At 64.7% G+C, this 17974-nt stretch carries 16 protein-coding genes and 1 tRNA gene; 6 read left to right on the plus strand and 11 right to left on the minus strand.

What is annotated here, in order from left to right:
- Positions 1–96 precede the first annotated feature (96 nt).
- The 5 genes from pufA to bchC form a co-directional block, all read right to left on the minus strand.
- Positions 97–312, minus strand: coding sequence for a light-harvesting antenna LH1, alpha subunit (gene pufA / locus GGD90_RS02660; protein WP_153115732.1), 216 nt, complete (start codon positions 310–312; stop codon positions 97–99).
- 32 nt (positions 313–344) lie between these two features.
- On the minus strand, positions 345–494 hold the full coding sequence (gene pufB, locus GGD90_RS18385; protein WP_153115733.1) for a light-harvesting antenna LH1, beta subunit: 150 nt from the start codon (positions 492–494) through the stop codon (positions 345–347).
- Positions 495–748: 254 nt separating this feature from the next.
- On the minus strand, positions 749–958 hold the full coding sequence (locus GGD90_RS02670) for a light-harvesting protein (protein ID WP_153115734.1): 210 nt from the start codon (positions 956–958) through the stop codon (positions 749–751).
- A gap of 10 nt (positions 959–968) precedes the next feature.
- Entirely contained in the window at positions 969–1262 is a 294-nt protein-coding gene (gene pufB / locus GGD90_RS18190) for a light-harvesting antenna LH1, beta subunit (RefSeq protein WP_200385603.1), read from the minus strand.
- 148 nt (positions 1263–1410) lie between these two features.
- A complete protein-coding gene (gene bchC, locus GGD90_RS02680) occupies positions 1411–2343 on the minus strand; it encodes a chlorophyll synthesis pathway protein BchC (RefSeq protein ID WP_153115735.1) in 933 nt (310 codons plus the stop codon).
- Between the two features lie 271 nt (positions 2344–2614).
- Here bchC and GGD90_RS02685 point away from each other — a divergent pair.
- A tRNA-Met gene (locus GGD90_RS02685) sits at positions 2615–2691 on the plus strand.
- A gap of 205 nt (positions 2692–2896) precedes the next feature.
- Here GGD90_RS02685 and parC read toward each other — a convergent pair.
- The 3 genes from parC to GGD90_RS02700 form a co-directional block, all read right to left on the minus strand.
- Positions 2897–5218, minus strand: coding sequence for a DNA topoisomerase IV subunit A (gene parC, locus GGD90_RS02690; RefSeq protein WP_153115736.1), 2322 nt, complete (start codon positions 5216–5218; stop codon positions 2897–2899).
- A gap of 6 nt (positions 5219–5224) precedes the next feature.
- Entirely contained in the window at positions 5225–7246 is a 2022-nt protein-coding gene (locus tag GGD90_RS02695; RefSeq protein ID WP_153115737.1) for a DNA topoisomerase IV subunit B, read from the minus strand.
- A 92-nt stretch (positions 7247–7338) separates the two neighbouring features.
- The gene (locus GGD90_RS02700; protein ID WP_221227642.1) at positions 7339–7857 is read right to left on the minus strand and encodes a hypothetical protein; all 519 of its coding nucleotides are present in this window, start codon (positions 7855–7857) and stop codon (positions 7339–7341) included.
- Positions 7858–7938: 81 nt separating this feature from the next.
- Here GGD90_RS02700 and GGD90_RS02705 point away from each other — a divergent pair, with 81 nt between their 5' ends.
- Positions 7939–9153, plus strand: coding sequence for a UbiH/UbiF family hydroxylase (locus GGD90_RS02705; RefSeq protein WP_153115738.1), 1215 nt, complete (start codon positions 7939–7941; stop codon positions 9151–9153).
- A gap of 68 nt (positions 9154–9221) precedes the next feature.
- Complete coding sequence (locus GGD90_RS02710; protein WP_184414904.1) at positions 9222–9941, plus strand: DsbC family protein; 720 nt, start codon at positions 9222–9224, stop codon at positions 9939–9941.
- 97 nt (positions 9942–10038) lie between these two features.
- Here GGD90_RS02710 and GGD90_RS02715 read toward each other — a convergent pair whose 3' ends face one another.
- A complete protein-coding gene (locus tag GGD90_RS02715; RefSeq protein ID WP_153115739.1) occupies positions 10039–11031 on the minus strand; it encodes an alpha/beta fold hydrolase in 993 nt (330 codons plus the stop codon).
- 298 nt (positions 11032–11329) lie between these two features.
- On the opposite strand from GGD90_RS02715, the gene msrB reads away from it, so the two are divergent.
- The gene (gene msrB, locus GGD90_RS02720; protein WP_153115740.1) at positions 11330–11845 is read left to right on the plus strand and encodes a peptide-methionine (R)-S-oxide reductase MsrB; all 516 of its coding nucleotides are present in this window, start codon (positions 11330–11332) and stop codon (positions 11843–11845) included.
- A 36-nt stretch (positions 11846–11881) separates the two neighbouring features.
- Here msrB and GGD90_RS02725 read toward each other — a convergent pair whose 3' ends face one another.
- Both GGD90_RS02725 and GGD90_RS02730 read right to left on the minus strand, forming a co-directional pair.
- The gene (locus GGD90_RS02725; RefSeq protein ID WP_153115741.1) at positions 11882–12265 is read right to left on the minus strand and encodes a helix-turn-helix domain-containing protein; all 384 of its coding nucleotides are present in this window, start codon (positions 12263–12265) and stop codon (positions 11882–11884) included.
- 192 nt (positions 12266–12457) lie between these two features.
- The gene (locus GGD90_RS02730; RefSeq protein ID WP_153115742.1) at positions 12458–12697 is read right to left on the minus strand and encodes a hypothetical protein; all 240 of its coding nucleotides are present in this window, start codon (positions 12695–12697) and stop codon (positions 12458–12460) included.
- A gap of 487 nt (positions 12698–13184) precedes the next feature.
- On the opposite strand from GGD90_RS02730, the gene GGD90_RS02735 reads away from it, so the two are divergent.
- Both GGD90_RS02735 and GGD90_RS02740 read left to right on the plus strand, forming a co-directional pair.
- Positions 13185–16928: a response regulator gene (locus GGD90_RS02735; protein WP_184414905.1), complete on the plus strand. Its 3744-nt coding sequence runs from the start codon at positions 13185–13187 to the stop codon at positions 16926–16928.
- The gene (locus tag GGD90_RS02740; RefSeq protein ID WP_153115744.1) at positions 16925–17974 is read left to right on the plus strand and encodes a response regulator; all 1050 of its coding nucleotides are present in this window, start codon (positions 16925–16927) and stop codon (positions 17972–17974) included. The genes GGD90_RS02735 and GGD90_RS02740 overlap by 4 nt, the downstream gene beginning before the upstream one ends.

The following is a 17974-nucleotide window of genomic DNA, read 5'->3' on the forward strand; positions in this document are numbered from 1 at the left end:
CATGCCCCTGGCTGCCTCCTTATAGCGCTCCCGGAAACGAACGGGCGCGAGCACCCTTCACCCGCCCCGCCCGATTCCTTCGGCAAACGACTCTTGCTAGGCAACCAGCGAAGCCGGTGCCGGCGTCGCCGGAACCTGCATGACAGCGACCTTCTTGTTCGGATTCGGGCCGGTGTCGATCCAGTTGAAGCGTTCGGTACCGAGGCAAAGGAAGTGAATCAGCAGAGCGAGAACGCCCAGCCAAACCGCCGTGCCGATCATCACCGTGCGCGGGTCCAGAACCAACCAAAGTTTCCATTGAGCAGCAGCCATGTCCATACTCCTTTCTGACAGATGTCAAAAGCTTATTGAAGCCACGGACGCCACGCCCACACCAGTGCGTGTGCGACGATCGCGATAACCGCAACAAAAGCGACGCCCTGCGTGTACAGGGTTCCGAACTCCTGGGCTTCCTGCTCCGTCAGCCCGGACAGGGATTTCCTATCTTCAGCCATAGTTGTTTAACCTCCTGATAGGCCTTGCGGCCGTTACCGCGCACATCCCGCGCGGCGGGGATTTCCGTGGAGGCAGGCACCACGGGAAACTCGAAATCGAACCCAAAACGGCCCGACCTTCAAACTGCCAGCCGATGCACCACCACTGCTACTGCAGAATCACTGTCGCCACTACCAACCCCAAGGCGGCGCGAACGACGAAAAAAGGGGCAAGATGGCACCGCCAGCTCACCCCTCTCTTACAGCTATCGCTATTACTTGACTTCAGCAGCAACCGGAGCCGGAGCAGCCTGGACCGAAACGACGGCCGGCTTGGCAACGGGGAACTCGCTCCACCACGACTTCAGGCGGCCATCAACGAACAGCAGGCCGTGGATCAGAACGGCGAGCAGAGCTGCGAAGAGCATCCCGATGGGGAGGCCAACGGTGGGCTTGACAACCAACCAGATTTTTCCGTTAGTCATGTTTTATCTCCTAGCTCAGAAACGGCAGAACGGTCTGGGCAACCAGGGCGCCGCCCCTGCCCCACGGATGCGCTGCGAACACGAGAACGTGTGCAACAACCGCGATACCAACGAAAACGCGAAAACCGTTGGTGACGTACGTGTGAAGCTCTTCCGCTTCTGCCACGGTCAGGCCGGTCGGCCAAACTTTATTAGCATCTGCCACAGTAAATACCTCCTGATGAGCCTTTCGGCTGAAACCGCGCATCTCCCGCGCGGCAAGGATTACCAAGGTGACTTGCATCACCCGGCGGATAGCCGGCATCGCTCCCCGACACCGACTGTAACGCTGTTTCAAACAATTTGTATCGTTTGTGTAACAGACGGTGCCAGTCTACTCCGCAAAAAATGAAAGTCAAACATTTTTTGCGGACAGGCGCAGAAAGTACGGAACCATCGCGGCACATCCGGAATCAGCGGCTGTTCCGCCAGTCGAGCACCATCTTCAGGCAGCCCGCATCGCCAAAAGCGGTGCGATACGCCGCCTGCGCTTCCGCTGCAGCCAGGCGATGCGTGATCAGCCCGGCGAGCGACAGGCGACTACTCTCGACATGCGCTTTCACTGCCGCCAGATCGGGGTCACGGAACTCGGCAGCGACGCGCAGACGCGCCTCTCGCATGAACGCCGGCGGAAAATTGAACGACAACGGCTTGTCATAGAAACCTGCAAGAACGACCTCGCCACCGCGTGCCAGGCGGCCGATCAGCGTATCGAGCAGCGACGGATCGCCGCTGACATCGCAGATGACGCGATAGTCCTTGCGCGTGTCGGTCGCCGGATCGATCACGGCATAGCCCTCGGCGCCCTGCATGCGCTGCGGATTACGCTCCCAGACCACCGGCTTGCCGCCCTCGACGACGGCCAGACGCGCCAGCAAGCGGCCGAGCACGCCATGACCGACGATCAGTTCCGGCAACTCACCGCCAACGAGCGCGTGATACGCCGTCGCCGCCAGTGCGAGCAGGACGCCCTGCTCGCCCAACTGTTCGCTGAACGGGATGACGCGCGCACCCGGAACGACAACACGCGCTGCAGCGCCGCCGAACAAGCCATGCACCTCGCCATAACACTTCGCGCCGGGAACAAAGACATAGTCACCGACCGCGCGCCCCGAACGCTCGCCGGCAGCGATGACGCGACCGACCGACTCGTAACCCGGCACCAGCGGATAACCCAGCCCGGGGAAAGGCGGCATGCGCCCTGTCCACAACAGCTTCTCGGTGCCGGTGCTGATACCGCTCCAGTCGATATCGACAACGACATCCTCATCACCCGGCGCCGTCAGCGCCAGGCGCCGCAGAGAAAGACTTTCCGGTGCTTCCAGTACGACCGCGAGGGTATCCATAAACTTGTCCCGAACAGAATAGAAGAAAATCAAATCATTGAAGAGAAACGCTGGCGCGCCAGCGCAAGCAAGGGCGAGTCTAGCGGCCGGACTGCTGAAGTCAATCTCCCGCCAGACAAAGCCCAACCACAACAAAGCCTTAGCCAACAGCAAGGACAATGAAAGGACTGATCGGGGCAGAGACTAAACAACGAACGCACGCTTGAGGAGCGATGCACAAGGGAAGATTGACCGAGAGCAGCCCTCGCCCGTATAATCTTGCGCCCTAGATGGTGATGTAGCTCAGTTGGTTAGAGCGATGGATTCATAACCCATAGGTCGGCAGTTCAATTCTGCCCATCACCACCAAAAATTCAAACACTTAGGCCAAGCTTTCGAGCTTGGCCTTTTGTTTTCCGGCGCTGGTGAGATGGCCGCAAGGTCGCCGCAGCGCCGCGAAGACAAGTCGGGAGCTGCGCCGCCAGCGCCTTGCCGGCAGCCCGATCAGCGCACCGCCGCGCCTGACGGCCCACTCGGCACTCGGCCGGCGCGCGAGGCAGGACGGTGCGCCGGGTTACTTGTCTTCGCTACGTTTCACCACCGGCCCGACGCCGACGACGACGCCCTGCTTGGGCAGGCAGGTTCCCTTGGCGCCGCGATGCACACGGTGCTGGTCGAGCTCATCGCCGGCGAGCACCAGCGGCATGATGCGGCCACGGATGTTGAGCTGCAGGACGACGCGGTCGCCGTGCAGCGGCAGCAGCATCGCCAGCGTCGCGCCCGGTTCGAGGCCGACCAGCTTGACGCCCTTGCCCTTGTCCAGCTCGCGCATTTCGGCGAAGGGGAAGACCGGGAAGCGGCCGCTCGTCGTGCTGCCGCCGATCCACAGCCCGCGCGTGTCGGCCGGCAGAAGCAGCGGCGGCAGCGGCAGCTCGCCGTCGTCGAGCGTGAGGAAGGTCTTGCCCGAACGCGGCCGCGCCACCAGATTCTTCAGCGCACTGACAAAACCGTAGCCGCCCTGGCCGGCAAACAGGTACTTGCTCTCAAGGTCGCCGCCGAGCAGGTAGAGCAGGCGCGCGCCGTTCTGCACCTCGATCAGTGAGGTGATCGGAATACCGTCGCCGCGGCCGGTCGGCGCCTCGGACGCCTGGAACGAGTAGCTGCGACCGTCGCTGTCGAGCAGCACCACCGGCAGCACGGTGCGCGTCTCCAACGCGGCAAGGAGTTCGTCGCCGGGCTTGAAGCCGACCTGCGCGAGGTCGACGCCATGGCCGGGGCGCGCGCGCAGCCAGCCGTTCTTCGACAGGATGACGGTCACCGGTTCGTCGGCAACCGCGGCCACCGGCAGCCCGGACGACGACGAAGCCTCCTCTTCGATCACGGTCCGCCGGGCGTCGCCGTAGCGCGTGGCATCGGCCTCGATCTCGCCGATGATCGCCTCGCGCATCGCTTTCGGCGAGTTGAGCAGACGTTCGAGCTTCGCCTTCTCCTTGGCGAGCTCGGCCGCTTCCTTTTCCAGCTTGATCCATTCGAGGCGCGCCAGCTGGCGCAGACGGATTTCGAGAATGTCCTGCGCCTGCGTTTCGGACAGGCCGAAGGCGCTCATCAGCGCCGCCTTCGGCTCGTCGCTCTCGCGGATGATGCGGATCACCTCGTCGATGTGCAGGAAGGCGATCTTGCGCCCGTCGAGGATGTGCAGACGGCGGTCGACCTCGTCGAGCCGGAACTGGCAGCGACGCGTCACCGTCGTCAGGCGGAAGCTCGCCCATTCGCCAACGAGCATCTTCAGCGATTTGCGCGAGGGATTGCCTTCGAGACCGACGACGGTGAGGTTGATCTTCACCGACGATTCAAGACTGGTGCCGGCAAAGAGGAAGGTCATCAGCTCGTCGCGATTGACCTTCGAGTTCTTCGGTTCGATCACCAGACGCACCGAGGTCGATTTGTCCGACTCGTCGCGCACGTTGTCGATCAGTGACAGCACACGCTGCTTCGCCACCAGCTGCTGCGGCTTCAGCTTGTCCTTCTTCGGGTCCTTCAGCTTCGGGTCGGCCAGCGCGTCGAGTTCCTCGAGCACCTTCTTCGCCGAGCAGCCGGGAGGGAATTCGGTGATCACCACCTGCCACTGGTTGCGCGCCATCTCCTCGAACTCGTAGCGCGCACGCACGCGCAATGACCCCTGCCCCGACTCGTAGGCCGAGAGGATGTCGGCCTCCGGCGAGATCAGTTTGCCGCCACCGGGGAAATCCGGTCCGGGCAGGTGCGTCATCAGCTCGCCGACGCTGATCTCCGGGTTGCGGATATAGGCGACGCAGGCCGCCGCTACTTCTTTCAGATTGTGCGGCGGCAGGTCGCAGGCCATGCCGACGGCGATACCCGAAGCACCGTTAAGCAGGGTGAACGGCAGGCGCGCTGGCAGCACCTTCGGTTCCTGGAAGGAGCCGTCGTAGTTGTCCTGGAAATCGACCGTGCCGCGGTCGACTTCGGACAGCAGCAACTCGGCGATCGGCGCCAGACGGATTTCGGTGTAGCGCATCGCCGCCGGCGAGTCGCCGTCGAGCGAGCCGAAATTGCCCTGCCCGTCCATCAGCGGGTAGCGCACGGTGAAATCCTGCGCCAGCCGCACCATCGCGTCGTACACCGCGGTGTCGCCGTGCGGATGCAGCTTGCCGAGCACGTCGCCGACAACGCGCGCCGACTTCACCGGCTTGCTGTCGGACTTCTGCCCGGCCTCCCACATGCTGAACAGGATGCGTTTCTGCACCGGCTTCTGGCCGTCGTGCACCATCGGAATGGCGCGATCCTTGACCGCCATGATGGCGTAGGCGAGGTAGGCGCGTTCGGCAAAGCTGCCGATGGAAACGCCCTCGCGCGGCAGTTCTTCAATACTGGACATCGTCGCTCAATCCTCGATCTGATAACCGGCGCGCGACATCCAGTCGCGCCGCCAGGCGGCTTCCTTGCGTGCCATCAGGTGGCCGAACAGCGCCTGCGTTTCGCCGAATTCATCTTCTGCCGTCGGCAGCTCGACGCGCAGCAGGCGCCGTGTATCCGGTGACATGGTCGTTTCCCACAGCTCCTCGCGCGACATTTCGCCGAGACCCTTGAAGCGCGAGGTGCGGATGTCGCGGTAGCCTTCCTTGCCGAGGCGGTCGAGTACGGCCTGCAGTTCGTTGCCGTCCATCGCGTACAGCTTGCGCGCCGGCCGCGACTTGCCCGCTGCCGCGGCGTCAATGCGGAACAGCGGCGCCTGCGCAATATAGAGATGGCCGGCGGCGATCACCTGCGGGAAGTGGCGGAAGAACAGCGTCAGCAGCAGCGTCGTGATGTGCAGGCCGTCGTCGTCGGCATCGGCCATGATGGCGATGGTGTGATAGCGCAGGTTGGCCAGCACTTTCACGGCGGCTGCCGCATCGCCATCGGCCGCGGGAGCAAAGGCGTGCGGGTCGATGCCGATGGCGACGGCGATGTCGTGCACCTCGGCATTCGAGAGAACGGTGTCGCCGCCGACCTCCCAGGTGTTCTCGATCTTGCCCTTGAGCGGCAGGATCGCCTGATTGTCCTTGTTGCGCGCCTGCTTGGCGCTGCCGCCGGCGGAGTCGCCCTCGACCAGGAACAGCTCGCACTCTGCCGGATCGGCGCTGGCACATTCGGTCAGCTTGCCCGGCAACTGGCTGACGCCGGCCGAGCGCTTGCGCTCGACCTTCTGCCCTTCGCGCAGGCGCGCCCGTGCATGGTTCAGCGCCAGATCGGCGATGGCGCGCGCCGAGTCGATGTTGGCGATCAGCCAGGATTCGAGCCGCGGCTTGACCATCTCGACGATCAGCCGGTGCGCCTCGCGCGAATCGAGGCGCTCCTTGACCTGCCCGCGAAACTGCGGATCGAGCAGCCGGACCGAGAGCACGAAGCGCACGTTGCGCCAGCAGTCTTCGGGCGTCAGCTTGATGCCCTTGCTCATCAGCCCGTGGCTTTCGGCAAAGCGCTTCAAGGCCTCGAACAGCGCAGTGCGCAAGCCGGCCTCATGCGTACCACCGCTGACCGTCGGAATCAGGTTGACGTAGGACTCGCCGAGCGTCCCCGCATCCTCGGTCCAGCAGATCGCCCAGGCGGCGCCCTCGCCCTCGGCAAACGAAGATTCGGCAGTATCAGCGGCAGCATAAGCTTCGCCGGCGAACATCTGGCCGATGCACGCGGCGTCGCCGCACATCTCGGCAAGGTAGTCGGCGAGGCCGTTGGCGTAGTGCCAGGCGCGCTCGTCGAAACTGCCGTCCTTCTGCTCGATGCGCAGCACGCTCTTCACGCCGGGCAGCAGCACCGACTTGGCGCGCAGCATGCGCTCGATCTCGTCCTGCGGAATGCGCGGCGATTCGAAGTACTTCGCGTCGGGCCAGACGCGAACGCGCGTTCCCGACGTGCCGCTGACGCTGCTCTCGTTCTTGCGCACCGTCGTCAGCGGCACGGCGATCTCGCCGCCATTGGCGAATTCGAGCCGGTAGGCCTTGCCGCCGCGACGGATGTCCACTTCCAGCCGCGTCGACAGCGCGTTGGTCACCGACACACCGACGCCGTGCAGACCGCCGGAAAATTTGTAGACCGAGTTCGCGTCCTGCTTGTGGAACTTGCCGCCCGAGTGCAGTTCGCAAAAAACCAGCTGCACCGCCGGCACCTTTTCCACAGGATGCAGATCGACCGGAATGCCGCGGCCGTCGTCTTCGACGGCGACCGAGTTGTCCTGATAGAGCGTGACGGTGATGTGCCGCGCAAAGCCGGCGAGCGCCTCGTCGGCAGCGTTGTCGATCACCTCCTGGATGACGTGCGCGCACGAGTCGGTGCGCGTGTACATGCCGGGACGCAGCTTGACGGGCTCGAGGCCGCGCAGCACGTCAATGTCGCTGGCGGTGTAGGTATTACCGGGGTTTGCCATGCGGGCAGATCCTTCGCATCGTTCGATTGGCCGCGATTATTCCAAAACGCCGCGTTTGCTTCCTGTTTTTTTCGGCGCATGGCGCCGGTGGCTCATGCCAGGCGACCGATACAGCCGCGGCGGCGGCGGCGCAACAACTGCGCCAGGCGCGCTTCAGCGTCGGCAAGTGACAGGCACGGCGGCTCGGGAAAGGCGTTGCACGCGGCCCAGCGCCCGGCAGCGGTCAACATCACCGCGACATGGCGGCCACCGGAAATGCGCGTCAGCAGCGCCGGCAGATCCTGCGCGGCGGCAGCTACGTATACCTTATTGGCAAGCTCGTCTGGCGGCGCTGGCGAAACAGGCGCGGCGAGTTCGCGCCGCCACTCCGGCCAGGCGGCGACAACCAGATCGAGCGCCTCGTCACGCGGCACCGTCAGCGCCAGCAAGGCGTCGATCGGCGAGTCGAATTCGGCGCAGATGATCGCCGGAAAGTAGCGAGCAGCGCCGGCGTCTGCCGGTGCACCGGCCGGTCTGAGCTCGGCATCTGCCGGCGCAGCGGCAAGTCCAGCAGCATCGGCAGCGGACACGAATGCCGGCGCAGCGCTGCCGGCGAAGGGGATATCAGACATGGGCGCGATGAAAGCACACGCCGTCGCGCTTGTAAAAGAAGAAGAGCGCAGGGCACAATCGCCGCTTGCCGGAGCATAAGCATGCAATTCGACGTTCTCATCGTCGGCGGCGGTCTGGCCGGCTTGTCGCTGGCCTGCGCGCTGCGCGACACGCGGCTGAAAATTGCCGTCATCGAAAGCAGTCCCGATACGCCGCGGCGTAACCGCCCACCGATCCCAGCCTCGCCCACCGCCGGCGAGCAGGAAGAATGGGACGCGCGCGTCTACGCGCTGAGCCCGGCCAACGCCGCCTTCCTGCTGCGCATCGGCGCCTGGAAGCACCTCGACGCGACGCGCATGGCGGCGGTGCGCGAGATGCAGATCTTCGGCGACGGTGACGCCCGCCTCGATTTTTCGGCCGCCGAGAGCGGCTGCAACGAGCTGTGCTGGATTCTCGAATCCGCGCTCGTCGCCGATGAACTGTGGGAAAACGTCAAACGCCAGAGCAACGTCACTATCTTCCGCCCGGCAATACCCGGAGCACTGCAAGTCGACGCCAGCGGCACTGACGACGCGCGGCTGACGCTGGCCGACGGCAGCGAGTTAACAGCCCGCCTCGTCGTCGGTGCCGACGGGCGCGACTCCTGGCTGCGCCAGGCCGCCGGACTCATGGCCGAGGAGACGCCCTACGGCGAACTTGGCGTCGTCGCCAACTACGCCTGCGAGCGTCCGCACCGCAGCACTGCCCGCCAGTGGTTCCGTGACGACGGTGTGCTCGCCTGGTTGCCGCTGCCGGGCAATCGAATCTCGATCGTCTGGTCGACCGGAACGGCACACGCCGAAGCCTTGCTCGCGCTGTCAGCCGACGAACTGGCCGAACGCGTCGCCACCGCCGGCGGCAAGGCGCTTGGCCGCCTGCGCCAGTTGACGCCGGCGGCTGCTTTCCCGCTGTCGCTGCTGCGCGTGCCGACAACGATCGCGCCGCGCGTGGCGCTGATCGGCGACGCCGCACACGGCATTCACCCGCTGTCGGGTCACGGCATCAACCTCGGCTACCAGGACGCCGCGGCGCTCGGCGAACTGCTCGCCGCCGCGCCGCCGTGGCAGGATATCGGCGACGAACGCCTGCTGCGCCGCTACCAGCGCGCGCGACGCGAAGAAACGCTGCTGTTCACGCATACGACCGACGCCCTGCACCGCCTCTTCCATGCCCGGCTGCCCGGCCTGCCGACCCTGCGCCAGACAGGTCTTGCGCTGACGCAACGCTCGCCACGCATCAAGAACCTGCTCGTCCGTTACGCGCTTGGCGGCGTCTGACACCACTCGCCTTGCCGCTTGCCACAGCAGACTTCCCGCCCGCTGCTTCTCTTTCAGGAACGATCACCATGCTGCGTCGCCTTTCACCCGCCGTACTTGCCCTCGCTCTCGCCACGGCCTTTGCCACTCCCGTCTTCGCCGACGAAGCCAGCGTCAAGAAAGGCATGGAAGCCAAACTCGGCACCCGTATCGACAGCGTCACACGAACGCCCTACCCGGGCCTCTATGAGGTCTACAGCGACGGGCAGATTGTCTACACCGACGAGAAGCTGACGACGATCTTTCTCGGCCCGCTGATCGACGGCAAGACGATGAAGAATGTCACTGCCGAGCGCATGCAGAAGCTCACCGCGATCCGTTTCAGCGACCTGCCGCTCGATCAGGCGCTGAAGATCGTGCGCGGCGACGGCAAGCGGGTCTTCGCCACCTTCGAAGACCCCAACTGTGGCTACTGCAAGCGGCTGGCGAAGGAGGTGACGCGCCTGGAAAACGTCACCATGTACGTCTTCCTCTTGCCGATCCTCTCGCCGGATTCGCTCGACAAATCGAAACAGATCTGGTGTTCGGCCGACCGCAGCAAGGCCTGGGCCGACTGGATGATTGACGGCAAGAGCCCTTCGGGCAAGGGCGACTGCGACACCAGCGCGGTGCAGAAGAATGTCGAACTCGGCCGCAAACTCGGCATCAACGGCACGCCGACGATCTTCTTTGCCGACGGCGAGCGCATTCCCGGTGCCGTGCCGCTGGCAAAGATAGAACAGAAGCTCGCGCAAACGCCGCCGCGCTAAGGGGCGGCGGCGCTGCCGCGGCAACGCCGCACCCGCTGCCAGCCGGGAGTCAGCGCGGCGATCCCGCAGCGCAGCTTGCTTCGCCGCGCAGGGAGTCCTAGCGCGACGCCGCCGCGGTGTCGAGAAAGACGTCGTAGCGGCGGATGAACTCGCCGGGCATCTCGAAGTGCGGCAGCGCTCCCGTCGGCAGGCTTACCACCTTCCAGTTCGGTTTGCGCGCAAATGCCGGCGCGGCGCGGTAGTCAACAAAGTCGCCGCGGACGCCATGCGCCATCCACACCGGCATCTGCAGCGCCTGATAGATACGGCTGATGTCGCGACTGAACAGATAGCCGCTGACAAAATCGTAAGGTGCGAAACGTGCGCCGGGCTGGTGCGTGGTCAGCCATGAATACTCCAGCGCGCCCTCGTCGATCTCCTTGGACCCCCAGGTTTTTTCGAGAAAAAAACGAATACTCGGCCGGGAGGTGAGCAATTCGAAAACCCGGCGCGACCACAGCGGAACGGTGAAAAATCCGTGCAGCAGGGGCATGCCGCGCGTACTGCCGACCGGGCCGGCGATCGCCCCGCGCTGGTCGAAGCCGGTGGGGCTGATCAGCGCCAGCGAGGCAAACGATGTCGGCGCTTCCTGCGCCGCGCGCGCCAGGAACTCGCAACCGAGCGACAGCGCCAGCGCGTCGATCGGCGCGGCGCCATGCAGGCGGCGTATCTCGCCAACCATGGCGTGGATGGCGTCGGTCATCAGCCGCGGCGTATAGCGGATTTCGCGCCGCGCCGAAAAGCCGAAACCGGGAAGTTCGAGCGCATAAACCGGTCGCTGCCGCGCGTAGTGCTCGTAGATCGGCCCGACCTCGTAGGCCGAGGCGGCGGCATTGACGCTATGAATGAGCAGCAGGGGCCGAGCATCCGTCGCACCTTCGGGCGCAGCAAGGTAGTAAGACAGGCTGCCGGCGATCGAATCAAATTCGCGCCGGATCCCGGACACGGCAGGCGGCAAGGGCACTCCGCGCCCACCGAGACCACCGCTGACGCGACTGCCACTGTTATCCGGACGCGCCTGCGGGCGCGCACTCCGGGTCGTCGTGTTCATGTTTGCACTCCTTCTCAGTGGGGGGCGGCACGTGCCCGTCGCCAAGCACTCTCACCGACGGCACGCCGCAACATGGTCCCTCTGGCTTGGCGGATTATATGTCCCCGCTGGCCTCAGGGATTATCGGCCAAAGCCAGCCAAGCGTCACGGCATACTCGATCGGGATGTACTGCCCCCCTGAGGCCGCAGCAGACTACGCGAGATGGCGGATGCAAAGGGCGCAGCCTGCCACCTGCGCAGCCGCGAACTTCAGGGCGGCATGCCTACTCAGAGAGGCTTTGGCTAAAGAGGATCAATCATGCGCAGTCGGCCCCTGTTATCGGTTTTTCCCGCACTCACCGGCCTGCTGCCGAAAGCGGCGCTCCCGGTTGTTGCCGATGGCGAGAGTGCTCAGGGCGGCATCGGCGCACCAGCGAAGACAGCGTGCGACTGGAAAGCGGACTTGCCGCAAGAGCGCTACCGCGTGCTTTTCGCCGAGGGAACGGAGTTTGCACACAGCAGTCCGCTGAACAGCGAAAAACGCGAGGGAACGTTCATCTGCGCCGCCTGCCATCAGCCGCTCTTCGCCAGCAGCCGGAAATACAACAGCGGTAGCGGCTGGCCGAGCTTCTGGGAAGCACTGCCCGGAGCAGTTGCGTTCAAGACCGACTACAAACTGCTCATGCCGCGCACCGAATACCACTGTTCCCGTTGCGGCGGACATCAGGGGCATGTCTTCAAGGACGGACCGCAGCCGAGTGGCGAGCGCTACTGCAATAACGGACTGGCGCTGCTGTTCATTCCCCGCGGCGAGCCCTTGCCGACGCCGCGCTGACAGCGCCGCGCCGAACTTGCGGAAATTCTGCGCCCTTTAATCAGGCGCGCCGTTCTGGTCGGCCAGCCGCAAGGCGGCGGCAAGTTGCGCAAAGTAGTCGTGCGCGCTCGCCGATAAAGTTACCAGTTTGGCGCGCGGGTCATCCTGGCACGGGCAGACCTCGATCCAGCCCCTTTCGCGCAAGCGCTGCAGACGGCGATATACCGTTGCCGGCGCCCCCGCAGCCTTGAAGGCCATCGCACCGGTTACCGAAAGACGCTCGCCCCGGTGTTCGGACGCACCGACAAATTCAAGCAGGCGCTGATCGACTGCATCAACCCCTGCCAAGGCCCCTTCCTGTCGGATGGTCTGGCTGATATTGAGGAAGCGGAAGTAGGCGTCGATCGGTGGTTTGTCGCCGGGAGGTTGATGACTGCTCATGTATAACCAACGGAATAAATTCGTCGAGGGATGAACAAGCGTTTATCGGGGACAGGCCTGGCGCTGATCAACCGGCATGGAAAAGGCACCGACAGCAGTCATTCTGACAATGAAAATCGCTCTGTTTTCATGGCTTTTACACCATTGCGAGCGCACCACAGGCAGCCAACGGAGCCTTGCCGGAAAGTAACTTCACTGCCAACACCCCGGAAGCGGAATGAATGACTTCTTACCGTCTATTACTTTTGTAATAGACCATTGATTCAAATCCGCATTATAGACACTCTCTTCAGGATTTCGGCGAAGTTCCGTAGAAAAATCAAAAACCACCGCGGAAATCGGGATTTCAGCTTGACGCTTATCATACTGATGAGCATCATCGGAACTTCCTGCCGTCCTCACCCTGCTGCCGAGCGCTTTACGGTTCTTCATGAAAAGCACCCCCTGCGGCATCAAATCCGCTGCTGCGCCGGCGACCCACGCGGGACCCGGCCCAGCGGCACACAAGCCGCGCCGCGCAAGGCACGGGGACACGGCCGTGCACGGGTGGGCAGAGCACGCAAAACCGTACGAAAATGCGCGACTTCGCGAATCGCACGGCGAAAGTGCAAAAAAGTGCAGCTTGACGCTCCTTGGTCGCCGGCGGATGATCGGGATCCTTCTGACAGCGCTCGCCCCGCGCCAGCATCCCGATACGCCATCCAACACCGCTGCTGGCCGACGCCAGGTAAACCGGCGGCAGCCGGAGATCTGTGGCAAAGGGGCTGTCGTTGCCGCCGCCAAACCACGAATGCCCGCCTCAACTTCCGATTCCCCCAGACTTTCAGATACCCGACCGAGTAGTACAAGGCCCGAACAGACCACGAGCGGTTTGACTCAGCTGCGCAGCACAGTCGCTGCAGCGCATGATCGCAGCCCCGTGCGTACCATCCAGACCTTGGGCGCCTTGCTCGCCCTTGATGCTGAAGGCAGAGTGCGCGTCGCCAGCGCCAATCTCGGAACGCTATTCGGTATTGAGCCTGCTGACGCCAATGGCTGCGCTGCCGCCACGCTGTTCGATGCCGCCACACTGACGGCAATCCGTCAGGCGCTCGCCGATCCGGACAGCGCCCATTCGCCGCAATCCCTGTCGGGCCGCTGCAACGGGCGCGACTGCAATATCGTCGTGCATCGCGCCGATGGTCTGCAGATTGTCGAATTGCTGCCGGCGAGCGGCGCGGCCGACGCGGCCAGCAATCCGCACGCCGCACTGCGCGATGCCTTGCGCCATTTCGACAAGGCCGACCGGCTGGGCGATTACTGCGACTTTGTCGCCGCCGAACTGCGCCGCCTGACCGGTTTCGATCGCGTTCTCGTTGCCCGCTTCGACAATCACTGGGACTGCGAAGCCATCGCCGAAAGCCGCAACGCGGCTCTACCCTCGCTGCAGGGATTACGTTTGCCCGCCGCCAGTCTGCCGGCGCCTGAACGCGACTGCCTGCTGCGCAATCCCGTACGCGTACTTGACGATGCCGAAGCCGGCGAAGTCAGCCTGCTCCCGGCCAACAACCCGCTCACCGGCACGGCACTCGATCTCAGCCTGGCAACACTGCGCAGCTCGACACCGAAGCAGCTGGCCCTGCTTCGCCAGCTGGGTGTGCGCTCCTCACTCGTCGTCTCGCTGATGAAGGGCTCGCGCCTATGGGGGATGCTCGTCTGCCACAACGCCAGCTACCGGCACGTCTCCTTCGCGCAGCGCGAACTGATCGCTTTCGTCGGCAAGACGATCGCACTCAAGCTGGCCAACATCGAGCACCAGACGACCAAGCGCTACATGGAGCAGGTGCGTGAAGCGCTGTTCGCGCTCTCGCAACACATCAACGACTCAAGCGACATCGGCAGCTCACTGCAGGCGATCGCCGACGGCTACCTGCGTCTGATCGGCGTCAGCGGCGGCGTCATCAGTTTTGCCGGCCGCAACTACATGATCGGCCAGACACCAAGCGAGGCGCAGCTCGCCGAGCTGACCGACTGGCTGAAAAACCGGCATGCCGGCGCACTGGTCTTCAGCACCGACGCGCTCGGCGAACAGTTTCCGCCGGCAAACGCCTATGCCGCGATCGGTGCGGGCCTGCTGGCGATCGCACTCGACCGCAACTTCGACGCGCGCATCCTCTGGTTCCGCGCCGAGGACGTGCGCACTGTCACCTGGGCTGGCGACCCGCAGGAGGCGCCGGACGGCACGGCAAACGACAGCGCGCTGACCAGCCGCAGCGAGGCAGCTGCGACGGCGAATGAAGCGCACCGTTTTTCGGTGTGGACGCGCACGTTGCGCGGCCGCTCGGTGCCCTGGCGCAAGATCGAGATCGACGCGATGAAGATCCTCTCGCTGTCGGTCCTGCAGATTCTCATGCAGCAGGTCTTGCGCGCCAAGGAGGCGGCCGATCTGGCCAACCAGGCCAAGGGCGAGTTCCTCGCCAACATGAGCCACGAGATCCGCACGCCGATGAACGCGATCATCGGTCTGACCCAACTCTGTCTGCAGGGCACCGAGCTGACGCAGCGCCAGACCGATTACCTGAGCAAGTCGCTCAGCGCCGCGCAGGCGCTGCTGCGCATCCTCAACGACATCCTCGACTTCTCGAAAATCGAGGCGAACAAGCTCGAGTTCGAGGAGGCGTCGTTCAATCTCGACGAAATGCTCGAGCAGGTCGGCACCATCGCCGCCATCGAGGCGCGGCAGAAGGATCTCCATCTGGTGATCGAGGCCGACCCCGAGCTTCCCGAAGAAGTCGTCGGCGATCCGCTGCGCCTGCAACAGGCGCTGATCAATCTGGCCAGCAACGCGATCAAGTTTACCGAACACGGCGAAGTGCGCATCAGCGCCGAGTCTCTCGAACGCGACGAGAAGCGCGTGCGCCTGCGCTTTGCGGTCAGCGACACCGGCATCGGCATGGCCGCCGAGCAGGTCGAGCGCATGTTCGAGGCCTTCACCCAGGCCGACAGCTCAACGTCGCGCCGTTATGGCGGCACCGGCCTCGGCCTGACCATCACCCGCCGCCTGATCGGCATGATGGGTGGCAGCATCGCCGTGCAGAGTGCACCCGGCGAAGGCACGACCTTCTCCTTCGCCCTCGATTTCCGCGTCGACAAGCGTACGTCGCGGCCCCCGCCCGCCGGACTGAAGGGCTTGCGCGCCGTGGTCGCCGATCCGCATCCGCAAACCCGCCGCATGCTGGTCAGGCAATTGCGCGCCCTCGGTCTGGCCGCGCGCGAAGCGGCCGACGAATGCAGCGCCGCCGACATCGCCGCCATCAGCGACCCGGCACAAACCGACCTGGTCGTCATTGACACGCAACTGCGTGCCCAGCGCACAGCCATCGAACGGCAGAGCACGCGCCACATTCGCCGGCCACGTCTGCTGCTGACCTCGTCGATCGCCGAGCGCACACCCGAACACGAGTCTCGTGCGCACGCCGATGCCTTCCTGCACAAGCCATTTACCCGCAGCCGCCTGTTGCAGGCGGTCCTGCGCGCCATGCAGCAAGGCTCGGGGAACGACGAGCGCGCAACGGCACCGGGCAGGACGCCGAATTTTGCCGGCGCGCACATTCTCGTTGCCGAGGATGACGAACTCAACCAGCAGGTCATCGGGCAATTGCTTGAGCGAATGGGAGCCATTGTCCACATCGCCGAAAACGGCGAAGCGGCAATCACCCGGCTGCTCGCCGCAGAAGTCGACTGTGACCTGCTGTTGATGGACATTCACATGCCGCAGCTCGACGGCTACGCGGCCACACAGAAGATCCGCCGCCATCCGCAACTGTCGCGCCTGCCGATCATCGCGCTGACCGCCAATGCCATGACCGCCGATCGCGAACGCTGCCTCGCTGCCGGCATGAACGACCATCTGGCCAAGCCGGTCGACCCGGGCGCGTTGGCGAAAGCGCTGGCGCGCTGGCTACCGGCGCGCGCTGACACCGATGCCGGCAACGCCGGGCTTGAAGACGACCCCGCGACCGCGCGGCAGACGCCGGCATTGCCCTCGCTACCCGGCGTCAACGCGCGCGACGGACTGCACCGCACCGGTGGCGACGTCGGCGCCTACCTGTCGATTCTGCACAAGTTTGCCGACCATCGCCGCAACACCGACGCTGCCCTGCTCGCGGCACTGCGCAGCGGTGATCGTGCCGAAGCGCAGCGACTGGCGCATGCGCTGCGCGGCGTCGCTGGCTCGCTCGGCGCCAACTCGCTGCAGGACATCGCGCACGCGCTGGAAACCGCCCTCGGCAACAAGGCACCGAACGATGCCCTGTTCTCCTTGCAGGACACGCTGCAAAGAACGCTGCAACCGCTGATAGCGGCCATCGACCGGCTGCCGGAGGCGCCGGCGACGCCCGCCGACCAGGGCGCCGAGACGACGGCAATCCTGCTGGCGAACGCACAGGAGCAGCTCGAGCATCTGGACTGCGCGGTCGAGGAAACACTGAACAGACTGGCGCAACAGCTTCCGGGCAATGCTGCGCTCGCCCGGATACGGCGCCTGGTGGCCGTCTACGATTACGAGAGCGCACTGGCGGCAATGGCGGACTGGCAGGCCGAGCCGGCCGCCGGCGCACCAGCCACGAGCAGTGGCGGTCAAGACGCCGTCGCTGCCGGCAGCAAGCAAGGGGACCACAAATGATCGGCAGAAGCTCGCCGGTGGAAGTGCTGATCGTCGATGACGCACCGGAGATCATCGACATCCTGCGCCGCGTCCTGTCGCCGCACTACGCCGTCCGCGTCGCCAGCAGCGCCCGTCTGGCGCTCAAGGCGGCCTTTTCGGCGACACCGCCGGCGCTGATCCTGCTTGATGTCACCATGCCGGAGATGGACGGCTACGAAGTCTGCCGACAGCTCAAGGCCGACAGCGCGACGCAGGCGATTCCGGTGATCTTCGTCACCGCGCGCAGCTCGACCGAAGACGAGGCCTACGGCTTCTCGATCGGCGCCGCCGATTATCTGGTCAAGCCGATCAGTCCGCCGGTGGTCCTCGCCCGCGTGCGCACGCATCTGGCGCTGCACAGCTACCAGCGCGGCCTCGAGGCACTGGTCGAGGAGCGCACCGCCGACCTGCTGACGCGCACGCGCGAACTCGAGGAAACGCGGCTTGCCGTCATCCAGCGCCTCGGCCGAGCCGGCGAGTTTCGCGACAACGAGACCGGCCAGCATCTCGTTCGCCTCGGCCACTACGCGCGCCTGCTCGCCCTCGCCAGCGACTTCGACGAAACCGCAGCCGCGCGCCTGATGAACGCCTCGATCCTGCACGACATCGGCAAGATCGGCATCCCTGACCACATCCTGCTCAAGCCGGCCCGGCTCACCAGCGATGAATTCGAGGAGATCAAGAAGCATTGCCGCATCGGCGCCGAAATAATCGGTGAGCATGCCAGCGCACTGCTGCAACTGGCGCGTACCATAGCACTCACGCACCATGAAAAGTGGAATGGCAAAGGCTACCCGGAAGGCCTGTGCGGCGAGGAAATCCCGCTGGCCGGCCGCATCACCGCGCTGGCCGACACCTTCGACGCACTCACCTCACGCCGCCCCTACAAGGAACCGTGGTCCATTGATGCCGCACTCGACTGGATCGCCAGCCAATCAGGCGAGGCCTTTGACCCGCTGCTGACGGAGCGTTTCATCGCCCTGCGCCCGGAGATCGAAACCGTGCGCCACTCTTTCAACGACTGA

Origin of the sequence: Rhodocyclus tenuis (assembly GCF_014197755.1) — a bacterium.
In the GTDB taxonomy this organism is placed as follows: domain Bacteria; phylum Pseudomonadota; class Gammaproteobacteria; order Burkholderiales; family Rhodocyclaceae; genus Rhodocyclus; species Rhodocyclus tenuis.